Source organism: Dactylosporangium sp. NPDC049525, from assembly GCF_040676755.1.
Classification (GTDB): Bacteria; Actinomycetota; Actinomycetes; order Mycobacteriales; family Micromonosporaceae; genus Dactylosporangium.
In genome coordinates this window covers 260,385-277,248 of sequence record NZ_JBFAPO010000007.1, presented here as the reverse complement: position 1 = coordinate 277,248, position 16,864 = coordinate 260,385, and the positions used below count along the sequence as shown (strand labels likewise).

General features: G+C 74.3%; 18 protein-coding genes and 1 pseudogene. 8 read left to right on the top strand and 11 right to left on the bottom strand.

Annotated elements, in window-relative coordinates; all coding sequences use genetic code 11:
* The 3 genes from AB0K00_RS14550 to AB0K00_RS14540 all read right to left on the bottom strand — a co-directional run.
* The coding region (locus AB0K00_RS14550) for a serine/threonine-protein kinase (RefSeq protein WP_363520368.1) at nucleotides 1-892 on the bottom strand (892 nt) is incomplete at its 3' end.
* A gap of 84 nt (nucleotides 893-976) precedes the next feature.
* On the bottom strand, nucleotides 977-1,630 hold the full coding sequence (locus tag AB0K00_RS14545; protein ID WP_363520365.1) for a response regulator transcription factor: 654 nt from the start codon (nucleotides 1,628-1,630) through the stop codon (nucleotides 977-979).
* Complete coding sequence (locus AB0K00_RS14540) at nucleotides 1,627-2,727, bottom strand: histidine kinase (RefSeq protein ID WP_363520363.1); 1,101 nt, start codon at nucleotides 2,725-2,727, stop codon at nucleotides 1,627-1,629. Before AB0K00_RS14540 ends, AB0K00_RS14545 begins: the two co-directional genes overlap by 4 nt.
* 162 nt (nucleotides 2,728-2,889) lie before the next feature.
* Between AB0K00_RS14540 and AB0K00_RS14535 the strand changes: the two genes are divergently transcribed.
* A complete protein-coding gene (locus AB0K00_RS14535; protein WP_363520360.1) occupies nucleotides 2,890-4,710 on the top strand; it encodes a serine hydrolase domain-containing protein in 1,821 nt (606 codons plus the stop codon).
* Here the strand turns inward: AB0K00_RS14535 and AB0K00_RS14530 are convergent.
* Together AB0K00_RS14530 and AB0K00_RS14525 are read right to left on the bottom strand one after the other, a co-directional pair.
* Nucleotides 4,688-4,840, bottom strand: coding sequence for a helix-turn-helix domain-containing protein (locus tag AB0K00_RS14530; RefSeq protein ID WP_363520357.1), 153 nt, complete (start codon nucleotides 4,838-4,840; stop codon nucleotides 4,688-4,690). The two genes, AB0K00_RS14535 and AB0K00_RS14530, sit on opposite strands and share 23 nt — an antisense overlap.
* A gap of 26 nt (nucleotides 4,841-4,866) precedes the next feature.
* A pseudogene (locus AB0K00_RS14525) lies at nucleotides 4,867-5,226 on the bottom strand (cupin domain-containing protein); the annotation flags it as partial.
* Here AB0K00_RS14525 and AB0K00_RS14520 point away from each other — a divergent pair.
* Together AB0K00_RS14520 and AB0K00_RS14515 are read left to right on the top strand one after the other, a co-directional pair.
* The gene (locus AB0K00_RS14520) at nucleotides 5,177-6,010 is read left to right on the top strand and encodes an NAD(P)H-binding protein (RefSeq protein ID WP_363520355.1); all 834 of its coding nucleotides are present in this window, start codon (nucleotides 5,177-5,179) and stop codon (nucleotides 6,008-6,010) included. The pseudogene AB0K00_RS14525 and the gene AB0K00_RS14520 sit on opposite strands and share 50 nt — an antisense overlap.
* Nucleotides 6,007-6,414: a DUF4345 family protein gene (locus tag AB0K00_RS14515; RefSeq protein WP_363520353.1), complete on the top strand. Its 408-nt coding sequence runs from the start codon at nucleotides 6,007-6,009 to the stop codon at nucleotides 6,412-6,414. The genes AB0K00_RS14520 and AB0K00_RS14515 overlap by 4 nt, the downstream gene beginning before the upstream one ends.
* On the opposite strand, the gene AB0K00_RS14510 is transcribed toward AB0K00_RS14515, so the two are convergent.
* Entirely contained in the window at nucleotides 6,366-7,565 is a 1,200-nt protein-coding gene (locus AB0K00_RS14510; RefSeq protein WP_363520351.1) for a trans-2-enoyl-CoA reductase family protein, read from the bottom strand. The two genes, AB0K00_RS14515 and AB0K00_RS14510, sit on opposite strands and share 49 nt — an antisense overlap.
* A 113-nt stretch (nucleotides 7,566-7,678) precedes the next feature.
* Here AB0K00_RS14510 and AB0K00_RS14505 point away from each other — a divergent pair, with 113 nt between their 5' ends.
* The 4 genes from AB0K00_RS14505 (at nucleotide 7,679) to AB0K00_RS14490 (ending at nucleotide 11,346) form a co-directional block, all read left to right on the top strand.
* Entirely contained in the window at nucleotides 7,679-8,332 is a 654-nt protein-coding gene (locus AB0K00_RS14505) for a hypothetical protein (protein ID WP_363520349.1), read from the top strand.
* A gap of 156 nt (nucleotides 8,333-8,488) precedes the next feature.
* A complete protein-coding gene (locus AB0K00_RS14500) occupies nucleotides 8,489-9,931 on the top strand; it encodes an NAD(P)/FAD-dependent oxidoreductase (RefSeq protein WP_363520346.1) in 1,443 nt (480 codons plus the stop codon).
* The gene (locus AB0K00_RS14495) at nucleotides 9,928-10,722 is read left to right on the top strand and encodes a fatty acid desaturase (protein WP_363520343.1); all 795 of its coding nucleotides are present in this window, start codon (nucleotides 9,928-9,930) and stop codon (nucleotides 10,720-10,722) included. The genes AB0K00_RS14500 and AB0K00_RS14495 overlap by 4 nt, the downstream gene beginning before the upstream one ends.
* A gap of 21 nt (nucleotides 10,723-10,743) precedes the next feature.
* Entirely contained in the window at nucleotides 10,744-11,346 is a 603-nt protein-coding gene (locus AB0K00_RS14490) for a TetR/AcrR family transcriptional regulator (protein WP_363520340.1), read from the top strand.
* 128 nt (nucleotides 11,347-11,474) lie between these two features.
* Here the strand turns inward: AB0K00_RS14490 and AB0K00_RS14485 are convergent, their stop codons facing one another.
* From AB0K00_RS14485 to AB0K00_RS14475, 3 genes are all read right to left on the bottom strand, one after another.
* Nucleotides 11,475-12,419 carry a phosphotransferase gene (locus AB0K00_RS14485; protein WP_363520338.1) on the bottom strand — a complete coding sequence of 315 codons (945 nt, stop codon included), beginning with the start codon at nucleotides 12,417-12,419 and terminating at the stop codon, nucleotides 11,475-11,477.
* An 83-nt stretch (nucleotides 12,420-12,502) separates the two neighbouring features.
* A complete protein-coding gene (locus tag AB0K00_RS14480; RefSeq protein ID WP_363520335.1) occupies nucleotides 12,503-13,054 on the bottom strand; it encodes a hypothetical protein in 552 nt (183 codons plus the stop codon).
* An 86-nt stretch (nucleotides 13,055-13,140) separates the two neighbouring features.
* Nucleotides 13,141-14,085, bottom strand: coding sequence for a DUF1861 family protein (locus tag AB0K00_RS14475; RefSeq protein ID WP_363520333.1), 945 nt, complete (start codon nucleotides 14,083-14,085; stop codon nucleotides 13,141-13,143).
* A 163-nt stretch (nucleotides 14,086-14,248) separates the two neighbouring features.
* On the opposite strand from AB0K00_RS14475, the gene AB0K00_RS14470 reads away from it, so the two are divergent.
* A complete protein-coding gene (locus AB0K00_RS14470; RefSeq protein WP_363520331.1) occupies nucleotides 14,249-15,808 on the top strand; it encodes a SpoIIE family protein phosphatase in 1,560 nt (519 codons plus the stop codon).
* 338 nt (nucleotides 15,809-16,146) lie between these two features.
* Here AB0K00_RS14470 and AB0K00_RS14465 read toward each other — a convergent pair whose 3' ends face one another.
* Both AB0K00_RS14465 and AB0K00_RS14460 read right to left on the bottom strand, forming a co-directional pair.
* Complete coding sequence (locus AB0K00_RS14465) at nucleotides 16,147-16,527, bottom strand: ATP-binding protein (RefSeq protein ID WP_363520328.1); 381 nt, start codon at nucleotides 16,525-16,527, stop codon at nucleotides 16,147-16,149.
* A complete protein-coding gene (locus AB0K00_RS14460) occupies nucleotides 16,524-16,859 on the bottom strand; it encodes an STAS domain-containing protein (protein ID WP_363520326.1) in 336 nt (111 codons plus the stop codon). Before AB0K00_RS14460 ends, AB0K00_RS14465 begins: the two co-directional genes overlap by 4 nt.
* Nucleotides 16,860-16,864: the final 5 nt, after the last annotated feature.

Below are 16,864 nucleotides of genomic sequence, written 5' to 3'. Positions count from 1 at the left end.
TGAGCACCGCCGACGGCTCGCCGTCCACCGCGGGGGCGGCCGCGGCGTGCGCCCGCTCGTCCGCGACGACGCGCAGCCCGGCCGCCGCGGCGAGGACCGCCGCGACCTCGGGCGCGCCAGGGCGCAGCGCCGGGTCCTTGCGCAGGCAGCGATGGCACAGGTCGACGACCTCGTCGGGCACCCCGGGCAGCGCCGGCAGCGGCGCCGGCTCCGTGTACACGTGCGCGACCAGCAGCTGCACCGTGTTGTCGACCTGCCACGGCAGTTGCCGGGTGAGCAGCTTGTACAGCAGCATGCCCAGCGCGTACACGTCCGAGGCCGGCTCGACGGCGTCGTCGGTGAGCCGCTCCGGCGCCAGGTAGGACGGGGTCCCCAGCACCTCCTGCGGCAGGTCACCGTCGCCGCTGGGGGTGATGGATGCGGCGATGCCGAAGTCCACGACCTTGGCACCCGTCGCGGTCACGATCACGTTGGCGGGTTTGATGTCACGGTGGACGAGCCCGGCCGCGTGCGCCGCGGTCAGGGCGGCGGCGACCTCCGCGCAGATGCGGAACGCGACCCGCGGCTCGACCGGCCCCTCGGCGATGCGCCGCTCGAGGTTCTGCCCGGGGACCAGCTCCATCACCACATACGGGACGACCTCGCCGTCCTCGTCGGCCTCACCGTAGTCGTGGACCTGGGCGACGTTCGGGTGCGAAAGGGTCGCCGCGGTCCTGGCCTCGGCGCGGATCCGTCGCAGGGACTCGGGCTTCGCGGCGTGCTGCCCGGCCAGCATCTTGACCGCGACCAGGCGGCCCAGCACTTCGTCCGTCGCCGACCACACCACCGCCATCCCACCGCTGCCGAGCTGCTCCTCGAGCCGGTAACGTCCACCCAGCACCCGTCCATGCACGTCCGGCTGCCTCCCAAGCATCGACGTCGACCTGCACGCCGTATCCTGCGGGAGAATCGCCCGCGATGCCAATCGGTCCCACGGTCATTCGACGAGACCGGCGCGGAACGCCGCGATCGCGAGCTGGACCCGGTTGGTGGTGCCGAGCTTCTCGAACAGGTGCGTGACGTGGCTCTTGACGGTGGCCTCGCTCATGTACAGGCGGGCCGCGATCTCGGCGTTCGGATGGCCACGGCCGATCTCGACGAGGACCTGCCGCTCACGTTCGGTGAGCGGGTCGAGGCGGGCGAGCGCGTCCCGGCGGCGCCCGCCGAGGTCCTCGGCGGTGAGGCGGGTGATGACCTGCCTGGTCACGGCGGGAGACAGCATCGAGTCGCCGGCCGCCGCCATCCGCACCGCGTGCAGCAGCTCCGCCGGCGGGGTGTCCTTGAGCAGGAACCCGGTGGCGCCCGCCGCGAGCGCCTGGAACACGTCGTCGTCGGTGTTGAACGTGGTCAGCACGACGACCGCCGGCGCCTCGGCGAGGGCCCGGATCGCCGCGGTGGCGGCGATCCCGCCGAGGTGCGGCATCCGCAGGTCCATGAGGACCACGTCGGGGCGCAGGCGGGTCACCGCGTCCACGGCGGCGTGGCCGTCGCCGGCGTCACCGACGACGGTGAGATCGGCGGCGGTCTCCAGGATCATCCGCAGGCCGGCGCGCACCAGGGCCTCGTCGTCGACCAGCAGCACCGAGATCATCGCTGGGTCGCCTCCGTCCACGGTACGGCCGCCGCCAGCCGCCACCCGCCGTCGACGGGTCCGCTGTGCAGCGTGCCACCGGCGAGCCGGACCCGTTCGGCGAGGCCCACCAGCCCGGCGCCCGAGCCGGGCAGGTCCAGGCCGGCGCCGGCGCCCGCGGGGTTGGCGACGGTAACGCGGACGGCACCGTCGCCGGCCCGGTCGACGGTCACGGTGACCGGCGCGCCCGGCGCGTGCTTGCGGGCGTTGGTGAGCCCCTCCTGCGCCACCCGGTGCACGACCCGGGCGGTCCCCGGCGGCAACGTCCCGGCCTCCTCCCGCAGCTCGACCTGCTGCCCGGCCCGCGTCGCGGCGAGCACCAGCGCCGGCAGGTCGGCGAACCCGTCACCGGGTGCGGGCGCCGGCGTCGCCTCCAGCACGCCGAGGACCGCCCGCAGCTCCTGCAGCGCCTCCCGGGCGGTGACCCGGATCAGCCCGGCGCCCTGCTGGAAGCGGGCGGTGTCGGTGGTGACCTCCAGCGCGCCGGCGTGCAGCGCGATCAGCGACACCTTGTGCGCCAGGACGTCGTGCATCTCCCGGGCGATGCGGGTCCGTTCGGCGGCCCGGGCCTGCTCGTCGCGCAGGAGCCGTTCGGTGTCGGCGCGTTCGGCCCGCTCCTGCCACGACGCCCGCAGGTCCCGCAGCGCCCGCACGTAGAGGCCGAGGCCGGTCAGCAGGACCGCGCCGACGGCGGAGAAGACCAGGTCGTCCGCTGGCAGGCGACCCTCGTCGAGCCACGACCAGCCGGCGATCCCGGCCCAGCCGGCGACCCCGGCGACGGCCGCGCCGGCGCGGGAGCCGTAGACCGCGCCGGAGTAGACGCCGACGAGCAGCGGCGCCGGGTTGCCCGACAGCGCGTAGGCCGCCGCGCCCGCGACCGCGGCCGGCCACGGCAGGGTGCGCCGCCACCACTGCGCCGCGCTGCCGGCGACCCCGGCGAGCGCGACGACCGGCGCCGGCAGCGCCGACCACGACGCCTTCACCGCCAGCGCCGTCAGCGCCAGGCAGGCCAGCACCAGGACACCGTCGGCGACGCCGCGCCGCTGCAGGAGGTTCATATCCACGCAGCGTAGACAGCCCGCGGCTGCCCGCCCATGCGCCGAGGGTCGACGGCGGCACCGACGTAAGTCGTAGCCGGGCGCCGACCCGGCGGCGATGTGCCGGGGTGGGACGCGGCGGCAGGCTCAGCAGCGCCCATCCCGTCCACATTGGAGGTCTCGATGCGCCGCGCACTGCTGGCGATCTGTGTCGCCGTTCCGCTGCTGCAGGTGTCGCCCACGGCCGCCGCCTGGTCCGCGCCGCCGCCGGGCTGCACCGATCCGGCGCGGGCCGCCGCGTTCTTCGACGAGGCGCTGCCGCCGCGCCTGGACCGTTTCCACGTGCCCGGTGCCGTCGTCGCCGTCACCAACCGCGATGCGACGGTCTTCGCGAAGGGGTACGGCGCCGCCGACGTCGCCCGCGCCGTGCCGTTCGACCCTGAACGGTCGCTGGTGCGGATCGCGTCGATCACGAAGCTGTTCACGTGGGCGGCGGTGCGGCGCGAGGCCGCCGCCGGGCGGCTCGACCTGGACGCCGACGTCAACACCTACCTGCGCGGCTTCAGCGGCCCGGCCACCTACCCACAGCCGGTGACGCTGCGGGCGCTCATGAACCACACCGCCGGGTTCGAGGACCGGTTCGTCGGGGTCGGTGCCCGTTCCGCCGGCGACGTCGAACCCCTGCAGACCTACCTCGCCGGGCACATGCCGGCGCGGATCCGGCCACCGGGCGAGATCTCCGCCTACTCCAACTACGGCGCCGCCCTCGCCGGGTACGTCGTCGCCCAGGTCAGCGGGGAGCCGTACGACCGGTACGTGCAGACCCACATCCTCGACCCGCTCGGCATGACGCACACGACCGCCGCGGAGCCGCTGCCGGCGTCGCTGGCCGGGGACCTGGCCCGCAGCTACGACTCCGACGCGTCGCCACCGGCGGCGATCCCGTTCATCTTCGACCGGATGCCGCCGGACGGCTCGATCAGCGCCACCGCCGCCGACATGGCCGTGTTCGCCCGGTCGCAACTGGCCGCGCCGCCGGCCCGGTCGTTCGCCGCGGACGCGGTGCTCGGCGGGTACGCGGGCGGGTTCATGGAACGCTTCCGCAACGGGCACCGCGTCCTCATGCACGACGGCAGCTGGGAAGGCTTCGAGAGCGTGCTGATCCTGGTGCCCGGCTGCGACCTCGGCCTGTTCCTGTCCACCAACGCCACCGGCGGCATCGAGGCGGTCGGCGAGGTCATCGACGCGTTCTTCGACCGCTTCACGCCGGCCGCGCCGGCGCGGGAGACGGCGGGCGCCGTGACGTGGCCGGTGCAGGTCACCCGATCCGCCCCGGCGGCGGGGTTCTACCAGCCGGCCCGGCACGCCGAGTCCACAGTGGAAAAACTGACGACGCTGCTCGGCTCGCTCCGGCTGAGCGTCGACGCTGCCGGTGCCGTGCACTTCAAGGGCAAGACGTGGCGGCCGCAGCCGGACGGCACGTTCACCGCCGAGGACGGCCGGGACCACCTGGTGTTCCTGACCGGCAGCGGCGGCCGGCGGTACGCGGCCACCGACGGTCCCGCCTACGAGCTGCTCGACCGCGCCGAGACACTGCCGTTCAACCTCCTGGTCCTGCTGGGCTTCGCCGTCGTCGCGCTCACGGCCGTGGCGAACCTGTGGCGCCGCCGGACCGGCGCGAGCAGCCGGTGGCGGTGGTCGCGCGCTCTGGCCGCCGGCGCCTGCCTCACCGGACTGGTGTTCCTGGTCGGGCTCGCCGTCGAGGTCCTGTTCAACCCGGGCGCGTTCCTGTACGGCGTACCGGCGGGATTCACGCTGCTGCTGGTGCTGCCGCTGCTCGTCATCGCCGCGTGGGCCGTCGCCGTGGCCGGCACGGTGACCGCGTGGTGCACGTCGGGGGCCCGGGCCGTGGCGAAGGTCCATCAGGTCGTGCTGCTGGCCGGGGTGCTGCCGCTGCTCTGGTTCGGGTGGCAGTGGAACCTTATCGGCTGGCGGTATCCGTGACCGTGGCGGCGCGCACCGCGCCGGGCGGGACGCCGAACGTGCGGCTGAACGCCCGGGAGAACGCGGCCTCCGAGGCGTAGCCGAAGCGGTGTGCGACCTGCTGTGCAGCCAGCCGCCGTCGTCGTCCCACCCGTCGACCTGCAGGACCTGCGGCAGCTGCGCGACGAGCCGCCGGGCCGGGACGTGGTCGCAGCGCAGCACGCAGTAGGTGACCCGGGTCAGCGCCCCGCCGCCGCCGTGGCGCAGCAGCTCGTAGCGCTCGCTGACCCGCTCGACCGGGATGTCGAACAGCGGCGTGGCCCCGGGGTGGCCGGGTCCACTGTGGACGCGGTGCGGGGTGCCGTGCGGGATCAGTGTCAGCCCGCGCGGGCGCAGCGTCCGCGGCGGCTCGCCGTCGACCTCCAGGACGGCCTCGCCGGCCGTCACGACGAGCAGCGCCATCAGCCCGTCGAGGGCCGGAACGTCGATGGCCCACGGCGCGGTCAGCTCCGACCGGCAATACAGGGTGCCGGTCATCGGCTCGACCGGCAAGACCGGCCGGCGGATCGTGCGCCGCCTCACCGACCTCGGCCACCCGGTCCGCGGTGCCTCCCGCCGCACCGACCCGCCGTTCGACTGGGAGCGGCCGGAGACGTGGCCGGCCGTCCTGGACGGCGTCGAGGCCGCCTACGTCACCTACTACTCCGACCTCGCCGCGCCCGAGGCGCCCGCCGCCATCGAGGCGTTCACGAAGGCGGCCGCGGCGGCCGGCGTCCAGCGCCTCGTCCTGCTGTCCGGCCGGGGCGAGCACCACGCCGAGAGCTGCGAGGACATCGTGCGGGAGTCCGGGCTCGGGTACACCCTGGTGCGCTCGGCGTGGTTCGCGCAGAACTTCGGCGAGGATGAGCTGCGCCAGGGCGTCCTGGACGGCGCCGTCGTCCTGGCCGCCGGGTCCGTCGCCGAGCCGTTCGTCGACGTCGAGGACATCGCCGACGTGGCCGTCGCGGCGCTGCTCGACGAGCGGCACGCCGGCCGCCTGTACGACGTCACCGGCCCGCGGCTGCTCACCTTCGCCGAGGCGGCCGTGGAACTCGCGGCCGCGTCCGGGCGGCCGGTGACCTACGTGCCGGTCACCGTCGAGGAATTGCGGGCGGCGCTGGCCGGGCACCCGCAGGGGGACCTGTTCGCGGACCTGTGCGGCGAGGTGTTCGACGGGCGCAACGCCTCGCTGGGCACCGGGATCCGCGACGCGCTCGGCCGGGAGCCGCGCGACTTCGCCGACTACTGCCGGGCCGCGGCGGCCGCGGGAGCCTGGCGGTGATCCGGCGGATCCTGCTGACCGTGGCGGGACTCGTCGCGGTCGCCGTCGGCGCGGCCGGCCTCCTCGCTCCGGTGGCGTTCCGCCGCCAGTACGGCATCAGCATCGGCGCCGACCCGAGCCTGCTCAGCGAGACCAGGTCGGCCGGCGGTGCCGTCCTCGCGGTCGGCGTGCTGCTGCTCGTGGGCGCGTTCGTCGCCCGGCTGGCGTTCGCGGCGGCGGTGTCCGGTGCGGTGTTCTACCTGGCGTATGCGCTGTCCCGGGGGCTGTCCGTCGCGCTGGACGGCGCCCCCGCCGGCGGCCTGGTGCTCGGCGGGGTGGTGGAGCTCGCCCTCGGGCTGAGCTGCGGGTATGTGCTCTACCGGGGCGCGGGCCACTCCAGGTCCGGGTCGACCGGCGCGGTGTAGTCGACGCCGGGGACGTCGAAGCCGTACAGGCCGCGGAACTGCGCGCGGAACCAGTCGACGTCGGCGACCTCGGCGATCGTCTCCGGGGTGATCGCCCGCCAGCGCTCGGCGACGGCGGCCTGCACGTCCGCGTCCAGCTCCCACCGGTCCAGCCGCAGCCGGCCCTGCTCGTCGAGGTCGAACGGGGCCGCGCCGGTGAGCTGGTCCCACAGCCGCACCGACTGCTCGACCGGCGACTGCAGCCCGTCGCCGAGCACGGCGTGCAGCAGGCTCACGTACAGGGCGATGCCCGGGATCGCGGTCGACGCCTGCGTGACGGCGGCCCCGTTGACCGACGTCAGCGCCCGGCCGTCGACCGCGGCGAGCCGCTCGTCGAGCTCCCGGGCGGTCCGCTCCAGGTGCACCTTCGCGGCGCCGATCGTGCCGTCGCGGTAGATCGCCGAGGTCAGGCTCGAACCGATGTAGGACAGCGCGACGGTGCGGAACCCGGTGCGCAGCAGCTTGCGGTCCTCCAGGGCGGTGACCCAGCGGGACCAGTCCTCGCCCCCCATCACCTGCACGGTGTCGGCCGCCTCGGCCTCGTCGGCGGGCTGGGCGGTCACCTCCCGCAGCAGCGGGGTGCCGTCGCTGTCGAACTCGAGGGTCCGTGTCGTGTTGGCCGTGCCGAGCGGCTTGATGACCGACGCGTAGGTGGTGCCCGTCCGCGGGTCGGTCCGGCGGGGCGCGGCGACGCTGTACACCAGGAAATCGAGCTGACCGAACCGCTTCGCGATCAGGTCCAGCACCTCGTCCTTGGTCGTGTCGGCGAACGCGTCGGCGTTGACGAACGTGAAGTCGCTGCCCGCCTCGGCGGCGACCGCGTCGGTGGCGATCGTGCGATACCAGCCGGCGGTCCCGGTGCGCCGACCCGGCGGCCGCTCGAACGCGACCCCGACGCCGTGGATGCCGTGCCGTCGCAGACCCACCAGGGTGGCGGCCAGACCGTAGCCGGCGCTGGAACCGATGACGAGCGCGACCTTCGCCGGTGCCTCCGCGTCCGCTTTCGCGGGGATCTGCGCGACCATGTCGGCGACGCTGCGGAAACAACCGGTCGGGTGCGCGTCGAGCAGCAGGAACCCTCGCCCGGTGGGACTGACGACACGTTCGGCCACGATGCTCCCTCAATGATCGGATGCTGCCGTCCCATCCTGTCATGGCGCCTGCGGTGTCCGGTTTCCGGCAGCGCCCATGTGATCGGCGCCTGTCACTGCCTAGATTTTGCGTCGTGGACCTCATCGCCAGCGCCGACGCCAGTGCCGACAACATCCTCGACTACTCGGTGACGCCGGCGTGCCAGTCGTACGTGATCGGCGAGCACATCGTGCGGATCCCGCGCTGTCAGGTCCTCGCCGTGGCGAACCTGTCCAACCACGAACCGCCGTCCTACCCGTTCCCGCGGGTGCCGTCGGCGCCGTCGGACCTGCGGGGCGGCGCGCACGCCTACGTCGGGCTCCGCGACGGCGCGACCGGCAACTGGGACTACACGGTCGCGGCCCGCGCCGAATCCGACGACTGCCGTGCCGTCAGTTTCCGCGTGTACGTGGAGCAGGGCTGGGCCGGCATCACCGGGCTGGTCTTCCGCACCGGCTCGGTCTTCCCCGGCTACGGGAAGCTCGAACTGGAGTCCTACCGGATCGTGTTCGACGCGATCACCGGGTTCATCTTCTTCACGGTCGCGACGTCGCGGGCCGGCAAGGACGCGGACTCGCCCGACGTGGACCCGGACGAATACGCGCTGTCCGCCGCCCGCTCGCTCGCCCCCAACGGCATGCACCTGCGGGTGCGCGCCCTCGACCGGCCGCTGCCGCCCGGGCACAGCTTCCGGGTCGACCTCGACACCGGCGCCGTCATCGAGGTGCGCAACCGGGCTCAGCGGTAGTACCGGCCCGCTGCCACGGCAGCGACCCGTCGCGCTTCGCGCCGCCCGGGTTTCCATCGACGGGCGTTGACAGCGGTGCGGTGCGGTCCTACGTTGAACGTATGTTCAGAACGGCCGTTCAGAACGGCCGTTCAGAACGATCGGTTCGACGTCGCGGTGGTCGGTGGCGGGCTCGCCGGGCTGGCCACCGCGCTGCGGCTGCAGGCGGCCGGATGCGCCACGGTCGTCCTGGAGGCGCACGGCCACGCCGGCGGCTGCGCGGGCTACTACCGGCGCCGCGGCTTCTCCTTCGACGTCGGCGCCACCACCCTCGTCGACTTCGAGCCCGGCGGCGTCGGCGCCGAGCTCTTCGACGCCGTCGGCATGCCACCGCTCGCGGGTGAGGCGCTGCCCGGTTATGTGGCGTGGCTGCCGGACCGGACCGTCGTGCTCCATCGCGAGACCGAAGCATGGCACCGGGAGCGGCTGCGGATGCTCGGCGACACCGACCGGCACCGGCGGTTCTGGGCGCTGCTCGACCGGCTCGCCGACGCGTTCTGGCGGGCCAGCCGGGCCGGCGCGCGGATGCCGGTGCGGCGCCCGGCCGACGTGGTGCACAACGTCCGCGCGATGCGCCTCACCGACCTGCACCTGGCCCGGCACGTCACCGGGACGCTCGGCGGGGCGCTGCGGCGGCACGGCCTGCGCGACGACGCCGCCCTCGTCGGGCTGCTGTCGATGCTCGTCGAGGACACGGTCCACAGCAGCGTCGACGACGCGCCGCTGGTCAACGCGGCGCTCGGGATCACCATCCGCGGCGCCGGACTCACCCGCGCGACCGGCGGCATGCGCGGCTTCTGGCGGGCCCTCGTGACGCACTACCGGTCGCTGGGCGGTGACCTGCGCTGCGGCTGGCGCGTCACCGGGATCTCCGGGCGGTTCACGGTCGACGGCCTGCGGGGCGCCGTGCATGCTTCCCAGGTCGTCAGCGCGGTGCCCGCCGCCACGACTGCCGTGCTGTGCCCGGCCGCCCGGCCCGCGCTCTCGGGTTTCCTGCACCGCGACGCACCGGACCTCGGCGGCGCGGCGATGGTCTGCCTCGGCGTGCCCGAGGACGAGGTCACCGGGCAGCGCTTCACCCACCACCAGCTGCTGCGCTCCTACGCCGAGCGGCTCGGCGACGGCAACAACATGTTCATGTCCGTGTCGGCGCCCGGCGACCTCGACAGCGCGCCACCGGGCCACCGCGCCGTGATGCTGTCCACCCACACGGACCTCGACGGCTGGGAGGACCTCGACGACCGCGCGCACGCCCGGCGCCGCGACGCGCTCGGCGACCGGCTCGTCGCCGAGGCCCGCCGGGTCTACCCGCGCCTCGGTTCGCAGCCGGTGGTCCGGGAGGTCGGCACCCCGCGGACCTACGCGCGGTATACCTCCCGCCCCCGCGGCGCGGTCGGCGGTGTCCGGCAGCGACCCGCCAGCGCCAACCAGCACGCCGTGCCGCACCGCTCCGCCGTCCCGGGCCTGTGGCTGGTCGGCGACTCCACCTGGCCCGGGCTCGGCACCGTCGCGTGCGTGCTCGGCAGCCGCATCGTCGCCGAAGGGGTGCTGCGATCATGAAACCGGCGCTGGACGACCTCGGCACCGACCTCCTGGCGACCCCGCGGGGACAGCGGCGGCTCGCCCTCGCCCGGCCGGCCCTGGGGGTCGTCGCCTACGTGCTCGCCGCCGCGCTCGGGCTGTGGTGGCTCACGCCGCTCATCATGTTCGGCATCTTCGTCGCGGTCGTCACCGTCACCCACGACGTCGTGCACCGCTCGATCGGCCTCGGCCCGCGGGCCGGCGAGTGGGCGCTGTTCCTGTGCGGCCTCGTCCTGCTGGAGAGCGGCCACGCCTACCGGGCCACCCACCTGCAGCACCACCGGGCGTTCCCGTCCGCGCCGGACGACGACCCGGAGGGCTACCCGGCGCACCTGGGCCTGGTCGGCGCCGCCTGCTACGGCCCGGTGTTCCTGGTGCGGCTGTGGTGGTGGGCATATCGGCGCGCCCGGCCCGGCCAGCGCGGCTGGCTGCTGCTCGAGGCCGCGATGCCGGTGCTCGTCATCGGGGCAGGGGTCGCGCTGCTGCCGGTCACCCCGCTGCTGCTGTGGTATGCCGCGATGGCCGTGGCCGGCAGCTGGGTCTATCCGCTGCTGACCGTCTACCTGCCGCACCACGACTTCGGCGACACCCCGCTCACCCAGACCCGGACGCTGCGCGGGCGGGTGATCCCCGCGGTGTTCCTGGAGCTGACCTATCACCTGGAGCACCACCTGTATCCACAGGTGCCCAGCCATCAGCTGGCCGAGCTGGGGCGGCGCCTCGACCCGTTCCTCGCCGCGTCCGGAGTCCGCCCGCACCGGGTGATCTGACATCGCCTACGGTTGCCGGTGATGTCCCGCCGAACAGAGACCCGCGAGCGAATCCTGCGCGCCGCCGTCGACACCCTGGCCACGCAGGGCTTCTCGACCAGCACCGCCAGGGCCATCGCGGCCACCGGCGGGTTCGCCCCGGGCGTCATCTACTACCACTTCGAGGACCTCGAGGACCTGCTGCTCGCGGCCATGCGCTACACCAGCGACAGCCGCATGGAGCGCTACACCACCCGCACCCACGGCGTGCGCGGCGCCGGCGAGCTCCTGCCCGCGCTGCGCGAGCTGTATGACGAGGACGTCGCCACCGGTCACATCGCCGCCGTGCAGGAACTCGTCGCGGGCGCGGTCGGCTCCACCCGCCTCGCCGACGGCGTGCGCGCCGAGATCCGCCGCTGGGAGGACTTCACCGAGGCGCTGATCGGCCGCCTCCTCGGCGACAGCCCGCTGGCCACCCTGATCCCGGGCCGCGAGGCCGCCATGGCCGCGATGGCGTTCTACCTCGGCCTGGAGATGCTCACCCACCTCGACGGCGACCGCACCCGCAGCGACACCCTGTTCGCCGCCGCCACCCGCCTCGCCGCGCTGCTCGACGCCTTCTCCACCCCCACCGACAGCGAGTAGCCGCCGCGGTGGGGGACCGTCGTTGTTCGTGATGGGCGCCGCCAGGTGGGTGCAGCCGGTCGGCCAGGTCGACGACCTCGCGCGCTGCGTGCGGTGCGCCGGGCGCCCGGCACGGAAGCGGGTCACTGTCACACGAGCAGCGCCTCGAGCTGCGGAAGCCGGCCGAACATGTCGGGGAGGCCGTGCACGCCGTTGCGCACGGACTCGTGCGACAGCGCGAGGTCGGGGCCGGTGCTCGCCTCGGCGCCGGCAAGGCAGCGCAGGATGTTCCACCTGGTGAACCCCAGCCAGCCGCCGATCATGAACACGAACCAGCTCGGACCCGCCGGCGGCAGCGCTCCGCCCCCGGCGACGTAGCCGTCGAGGACCGAGCGGAAGATGGCGGGCTCGATGCTGTCGAAGCCGGGTCCCTTCGCGAGGCTCAGCGCGGTCGAGCCGAGCTCGCCGGCCAGGTCGAGCATCCCCGAGAGCTCCCAGTCGAGCACCACCGGCCGGCCGTCCCGAGCGAGCAGGTTCCACGGCTGGATGTCCCTGTGGGTCAGCACGACGGGGCCCGGCCGTTCGCAGGTGTCGACGAAGTGGGCGATCGCGAGGAACGTCTCGACGTGCGCGGCGAGTTCGCCGGCCCACGGCTGTCCGGTCGCCACCGCCCGCTCGGCGAGCTCGGGCCAGTCCCGTGTCGCCGGGTCCTCGATCGACTCGTGGGTCCACTCGACGTCGAGCGCGTGGATGCGCGCGAGGATCTCACCGATCTCGAACGCGTACGCCGCCGGCACCGGTGCCTCGGGCATTTTCTCTCCCTCGACCCACCGGTGGACGAGTGTGTGGTGGCCGGCCGAGATCGGCTCCGGCATCGGGATGCCGGCGGCGAAGGCCGCCCGCTCGAACCTGAACACGTCCTCGACGTGGTAGGTCACGCGGCGGTCGACGAGGTTCAACTCCTTCACCGCGAACGACCCCTGGTCGGTGTCGAGCCGGTACAGCCGGTTGGCGAACCCGCCGTGGACGCGGATCATCGGCCCGATCGGCGCGCCGAGATGCGAGAGGCTGGAAGGCACGTCGTCCGCGATCACCCCACGAATCTAGGGCCCGCACTGCATCGTTGCACCCGACATTTCCCGCTTGGGATCAGGGTGTCCGCGGTGTCGTCGAGGGTTCAGCCGCTGCGCAGCGGGCCGGCCGGGTGGGCGCCGGCGGCGAGCCACCGCTCGACGCTGCGGGTGTACCGGGGCAGCGGCTGCGCGTCCGGGTGATACTCGCGGATGAGCGCCGCGGCGTCCGCAGGTGCGTGGCCGAGCAGCCGCAGGACCGCGTAGGCGACCATGGCGGAGCGGTGCCGCCCGTGCTGGCAGTGCACCAGGACGCCGGCGCCCGGGTCGCGGCCGATGACGTCGGCGGCGAACAGCGCCGCGCGGGACCACCGCCGCGGCGGCTGGGGCAGGTGGACGTCCCACATCGGGGCGTGCACGACGTTGGCCGCGCCGAGCAGCGCCCGCTCGGCCGCCAGGTCCTGCGACAGCCACGTCTGATGGGTCGCGCGGCAGTTGACGATGTGCGTCACGCCGCAGCCGGGGAGGGCGGCGAGGGTCGCGGGGGTCGGCAGCGCACCGATCGCGACCCGGGTGCCGGCGATCCACCGCGGCTCGTAGCGTTGCACCGGACCGTAGAGGCGGGTGCTCAGCGCGTACACCCGGCGCCGCCACCGCATCGGCCGGCCCCCTTCCGCGAGAGCCCGGTCCGACGGCCGCGGCTGTGCCGGTGCCGCCCGGACACCGCAGGGCAATGGTGTGCCGGTCAGAACGGGAACGGCAGCACGATCGAGCCGGTGGAGGCGTCGCTCAGGCCGCAGTACACGCGGACGAGGCCGCCGTCGAGGGCCTCCAGCGCACCGGGGAAGACGACATCGGTCAGGTCCGTGCGCTTCGGCGGGGCCGGCGGGAAGTCCGTGCGCATCGCGATGATCCGCGGCGTGGTGGCGGTGCAGGCGGCCGGGTCGATGGTCCACCACGCCCCGGCGTACTCCTGCGGGCCGCCCTCCTCGCCGACCGCGACGTGCCCGAGGACGCCGATGCGGTCGCCGAGGTCGTGCAGCTCGTTGACGCCGAGCTTGGTGTCCTCGGTGACCTGGTCGTGGAAGACGTGGGCCTTCGCGATCAGCTCCGCGGACAGCTCCGTGTAGTCCTCGGCCATGATCAGGCTCACCCGGCCGCGGCCGGCGGTGCCACCCTGCGGGCGGCCGCAGACCGCGAGGCCGTCGCGGCGTTGCAGCAGCCGGATGTCCTTCATCTGCGGCACCTCGAGGAACGGGTTGCCCGGGTCGAGCCGCTCCACGTCCGGCGCGGCGTGGAAGCGGGTGACGACCATCGGCGGGTCGTGCCCGAAGTCCAGCGACACCACCCCGAACACCAGCACCGGCGAGCCGTCGCGGTCGAGGACCCAGGCGGCGAACGGGTCCTCCGCCGCGGTGAAGACCGGGGTGCCGGGCGCGGGCCGCCAGCCGTCGCCGGTGCGCTCGTAGAAGCGGATCTCCGGATCCCACGACGACGCGTCGCGCCAGTAGCTGTCCGGCGACTCGATCCGCACCGCGAGCAGGGTCCGGGTGCCCTGCCGCACGATGCACGGGTTGTAGGCGAGCCGGTCACCGACGCCGGGGATCGTCTCGGCGACCCCGCGCGGACGGCCGGTGCGGCGCAGATGGTCGGCGACGAGGTCGCGATACCCGGCAGCGGGCAGCGTCATGGCATTCCTCAGCGGTCCGGTACGGGTGGGGACACAAGCACCGTAACGCCGTATTCGGGCGCGGACAGCGGGAAAGCAGGGTGAATGTCGAAAGCGCCGACACGGTGCCGGCGGCGGATGCGCCCGTGCGGCCCCGCGGTCGGTTCGGCACTAAACTGCGGTGATGGCACACGACGGTGCGCGGCGCGGGACCGCGCCGGCCACTGCGGCCGGCGACGGTGACACCGTGGCCGGCGTGGTGCGCGCACTGCTGGCGGCGGTGCCGGCGGGGTGCACGTGGCTGCAGCCACTGACCGATGAGGACGGCCGGGTCGCCGACTTCCTGGTTGCGGCGGTGAGCGGGCGCGGCAACGACCTCTACGGCCGCGGCGCCGACCGGATCGGCGAGCGGGTCAGCGACCTGTATCCGAGCATGGTCGGCGGCCCGCTGTGGCAGCTGTATCTCCAGGTCCAGGCCGACGGGGTGGCCGCCGGGCTGGCCGACTTCCGGTATGCGGAGCAGCGCGCCGGGATCGTGGCGGACTCGCTGTTCGAGGTGAGCGTGCAGCCCGTCCTCGGTGGGCTGCTGGTGTGGTGGCAGCGCATCGACGAGGCCCGCCGCCGGCTGGAGCGCACCGAGCTGCTCGGCAGCCTCGGCTGGGCCGAGTATGACCTGGTCACCGGGCGCAGCGAGTGGTCACCCGGGATGTTCCGGATCTTCGAGCGGGACCCGGCGCTCGGGGCGATGTCACGCTCTGAGCAGGCCGCGGCGCTGCTCACCGACGACCGCGGGGTCAGCGAGACCGCCTGGCAGACCCTCGACAGCGGCGCCGCGTCCGACGTGACCGTGCGGTTCCGGACCGGGGAGAAGGTGAAGTACCTGCGGGTGCTGTCCGACCTGGCCCGCGACGCCGACGGCAGCCCGTTGAAGATCTACGCCGTCGTGCAGGACGTCACGACCCGCGAGGACACCCGCACGGCGATGGAGCGGCTCAGCGACCAGCTGCGCAGCCGCGAGATGACGGCGCTCGCCGAGCACCGCCTGGCCGCGCAGCTGCAGAACCTGATCCAGCCGGTGCCGCCGGAGCCGTTCCCCCTCGCGGGGCTGCAGGCGGTGGTCAGCTACCTGCCCGCGGAGAGCGCCGTGCAGGTCGGCGGCGACTGGTATCACGCGCAGACGCTGCCCGACGGCCAGGTGGTGCTCGCCGTCGGTGACGTCGCCGGGCACGGCCTCGAGGCCGCGAACGGCATGGCGCACCTGCGCTTCTCCCTGGTGGCGTGGCTGTCGATCGGCATCCGCGACCCGGGCACGCTGCTCGGCCACATGAACCGGTTGTGCCTGCAGCTGGGCATCACCGGCACCGCCGCGATCGGCGTCTACGACCCGGGCACGAGGACGCTGTCCTGGGGGCGGGCCGGGCACATGCCGCCGCTGCTGGCCCGCGCCGGCGTGACCAGCGAGCTCGACCGGCCGGCGGGGCTGCTGCTCGGCGCCGCCGACGACGCCGTCTATCCGGTCCTCGACTCGAGCCTGCGCGACGACGACCTGATCCTGTTCTACACCGACGGGCTGGTCGAGCGCCGCACGGCCAGCACCGCCGTGATGCTGGACCGGGTGAAGCAGACCCTCGCCGGCGTCTCCGCCGACGCCGGCCCGCAGCCGCTGACCAGGCTGCGCGGCCTGCTGCACTCCGCCAGCCCCGACGACGACACCTGCACCCTGGCGGTCCACGTCCTGCCCTGACCAGCGCCCGCTCCGCTCTGACCAGCGCCCGCCCCGCTCGGGGAGCGGCCGGTGCGCGGTGCGCCCGCGCCGGGGGAGCGGTCAGTGGGTGCGCCCGTGGTGGGGGGCGGTCAGTGTGTGGTGCGCCCGCGGTGAGGGAGCGGCCGGTGCGCGGTGCGCCCGCGCCGGGGAGCGGTCAGTGGGTGCGCCCGTGGTGGGGGGCGGTCAGTGTGTGGTGCGCCCGCGGTGAGGGAGCGGTCAGTGAGCGGTGCGGCCGCGCCGGGGAGCGGTCGGTCAGCGGTGCAGTCGCGTTGGAGGAGCGTCGGTCAGAGGGTGGAGCCGTGTCGGAGGAGGCTCGGTCAGAGGTGCAGCCGCAGGCGGACCGTGGTCCCGTCCGGGCCGGTGACCGTGTCGACCTGGTCGCAGATCCGCTCGACGATCGGCAGCCCGCGGCCACGCACCGCGTCCGGCGCCGGCATCGGCCGCTGGAACGAGCGCGGCGGTCCCTGGTCGACGACGTCGCAGACGATCTGCCCGGCGTCGGTCCACACCCGGACCCGGCCGCCGCCGGTGGTGTGCTGCACCGTGTTCGTGGCCAGCTCGTTGACCGCCAGCATCAGCATCTCGGTCCGGGCCTCGGACATGCCCAGCGCCAACGCGTGGTGCCGCACGAACGCCCGGACCGCGCCGAGATCCTCGGCCTCGCTGTAGAACAACGTGTCGGGCGAGTCGGCGCTCATGAAGCCGGCCCGGTGCCGTGGACCGACGGCGGCGCGAGCAGCTCGCCGATCCCGGTCATCTCCAGGACGTGGGCGACCGCCCCGCCCGCGTTGACCACATGCAGCCGGCGGCCCTGCCGGCGGGCGGCGTGATGCCCGGTGACCAGGCCGTGCACGCCGCTGGAGTCGATGAACCGCAGCCCGGACAGGTCCACGACGATGACGGGCGCGCTGTCGACGGCCGCCAGCAGCACCGTCGTCAGCTCATCGCGCGTGGTCAGGTCGCACTCCCCGACCAGGGACACCACGGCCCGGCCGTCCGCAGCGGACGTCCTCGCCTCGAACACCGCCATCGGGC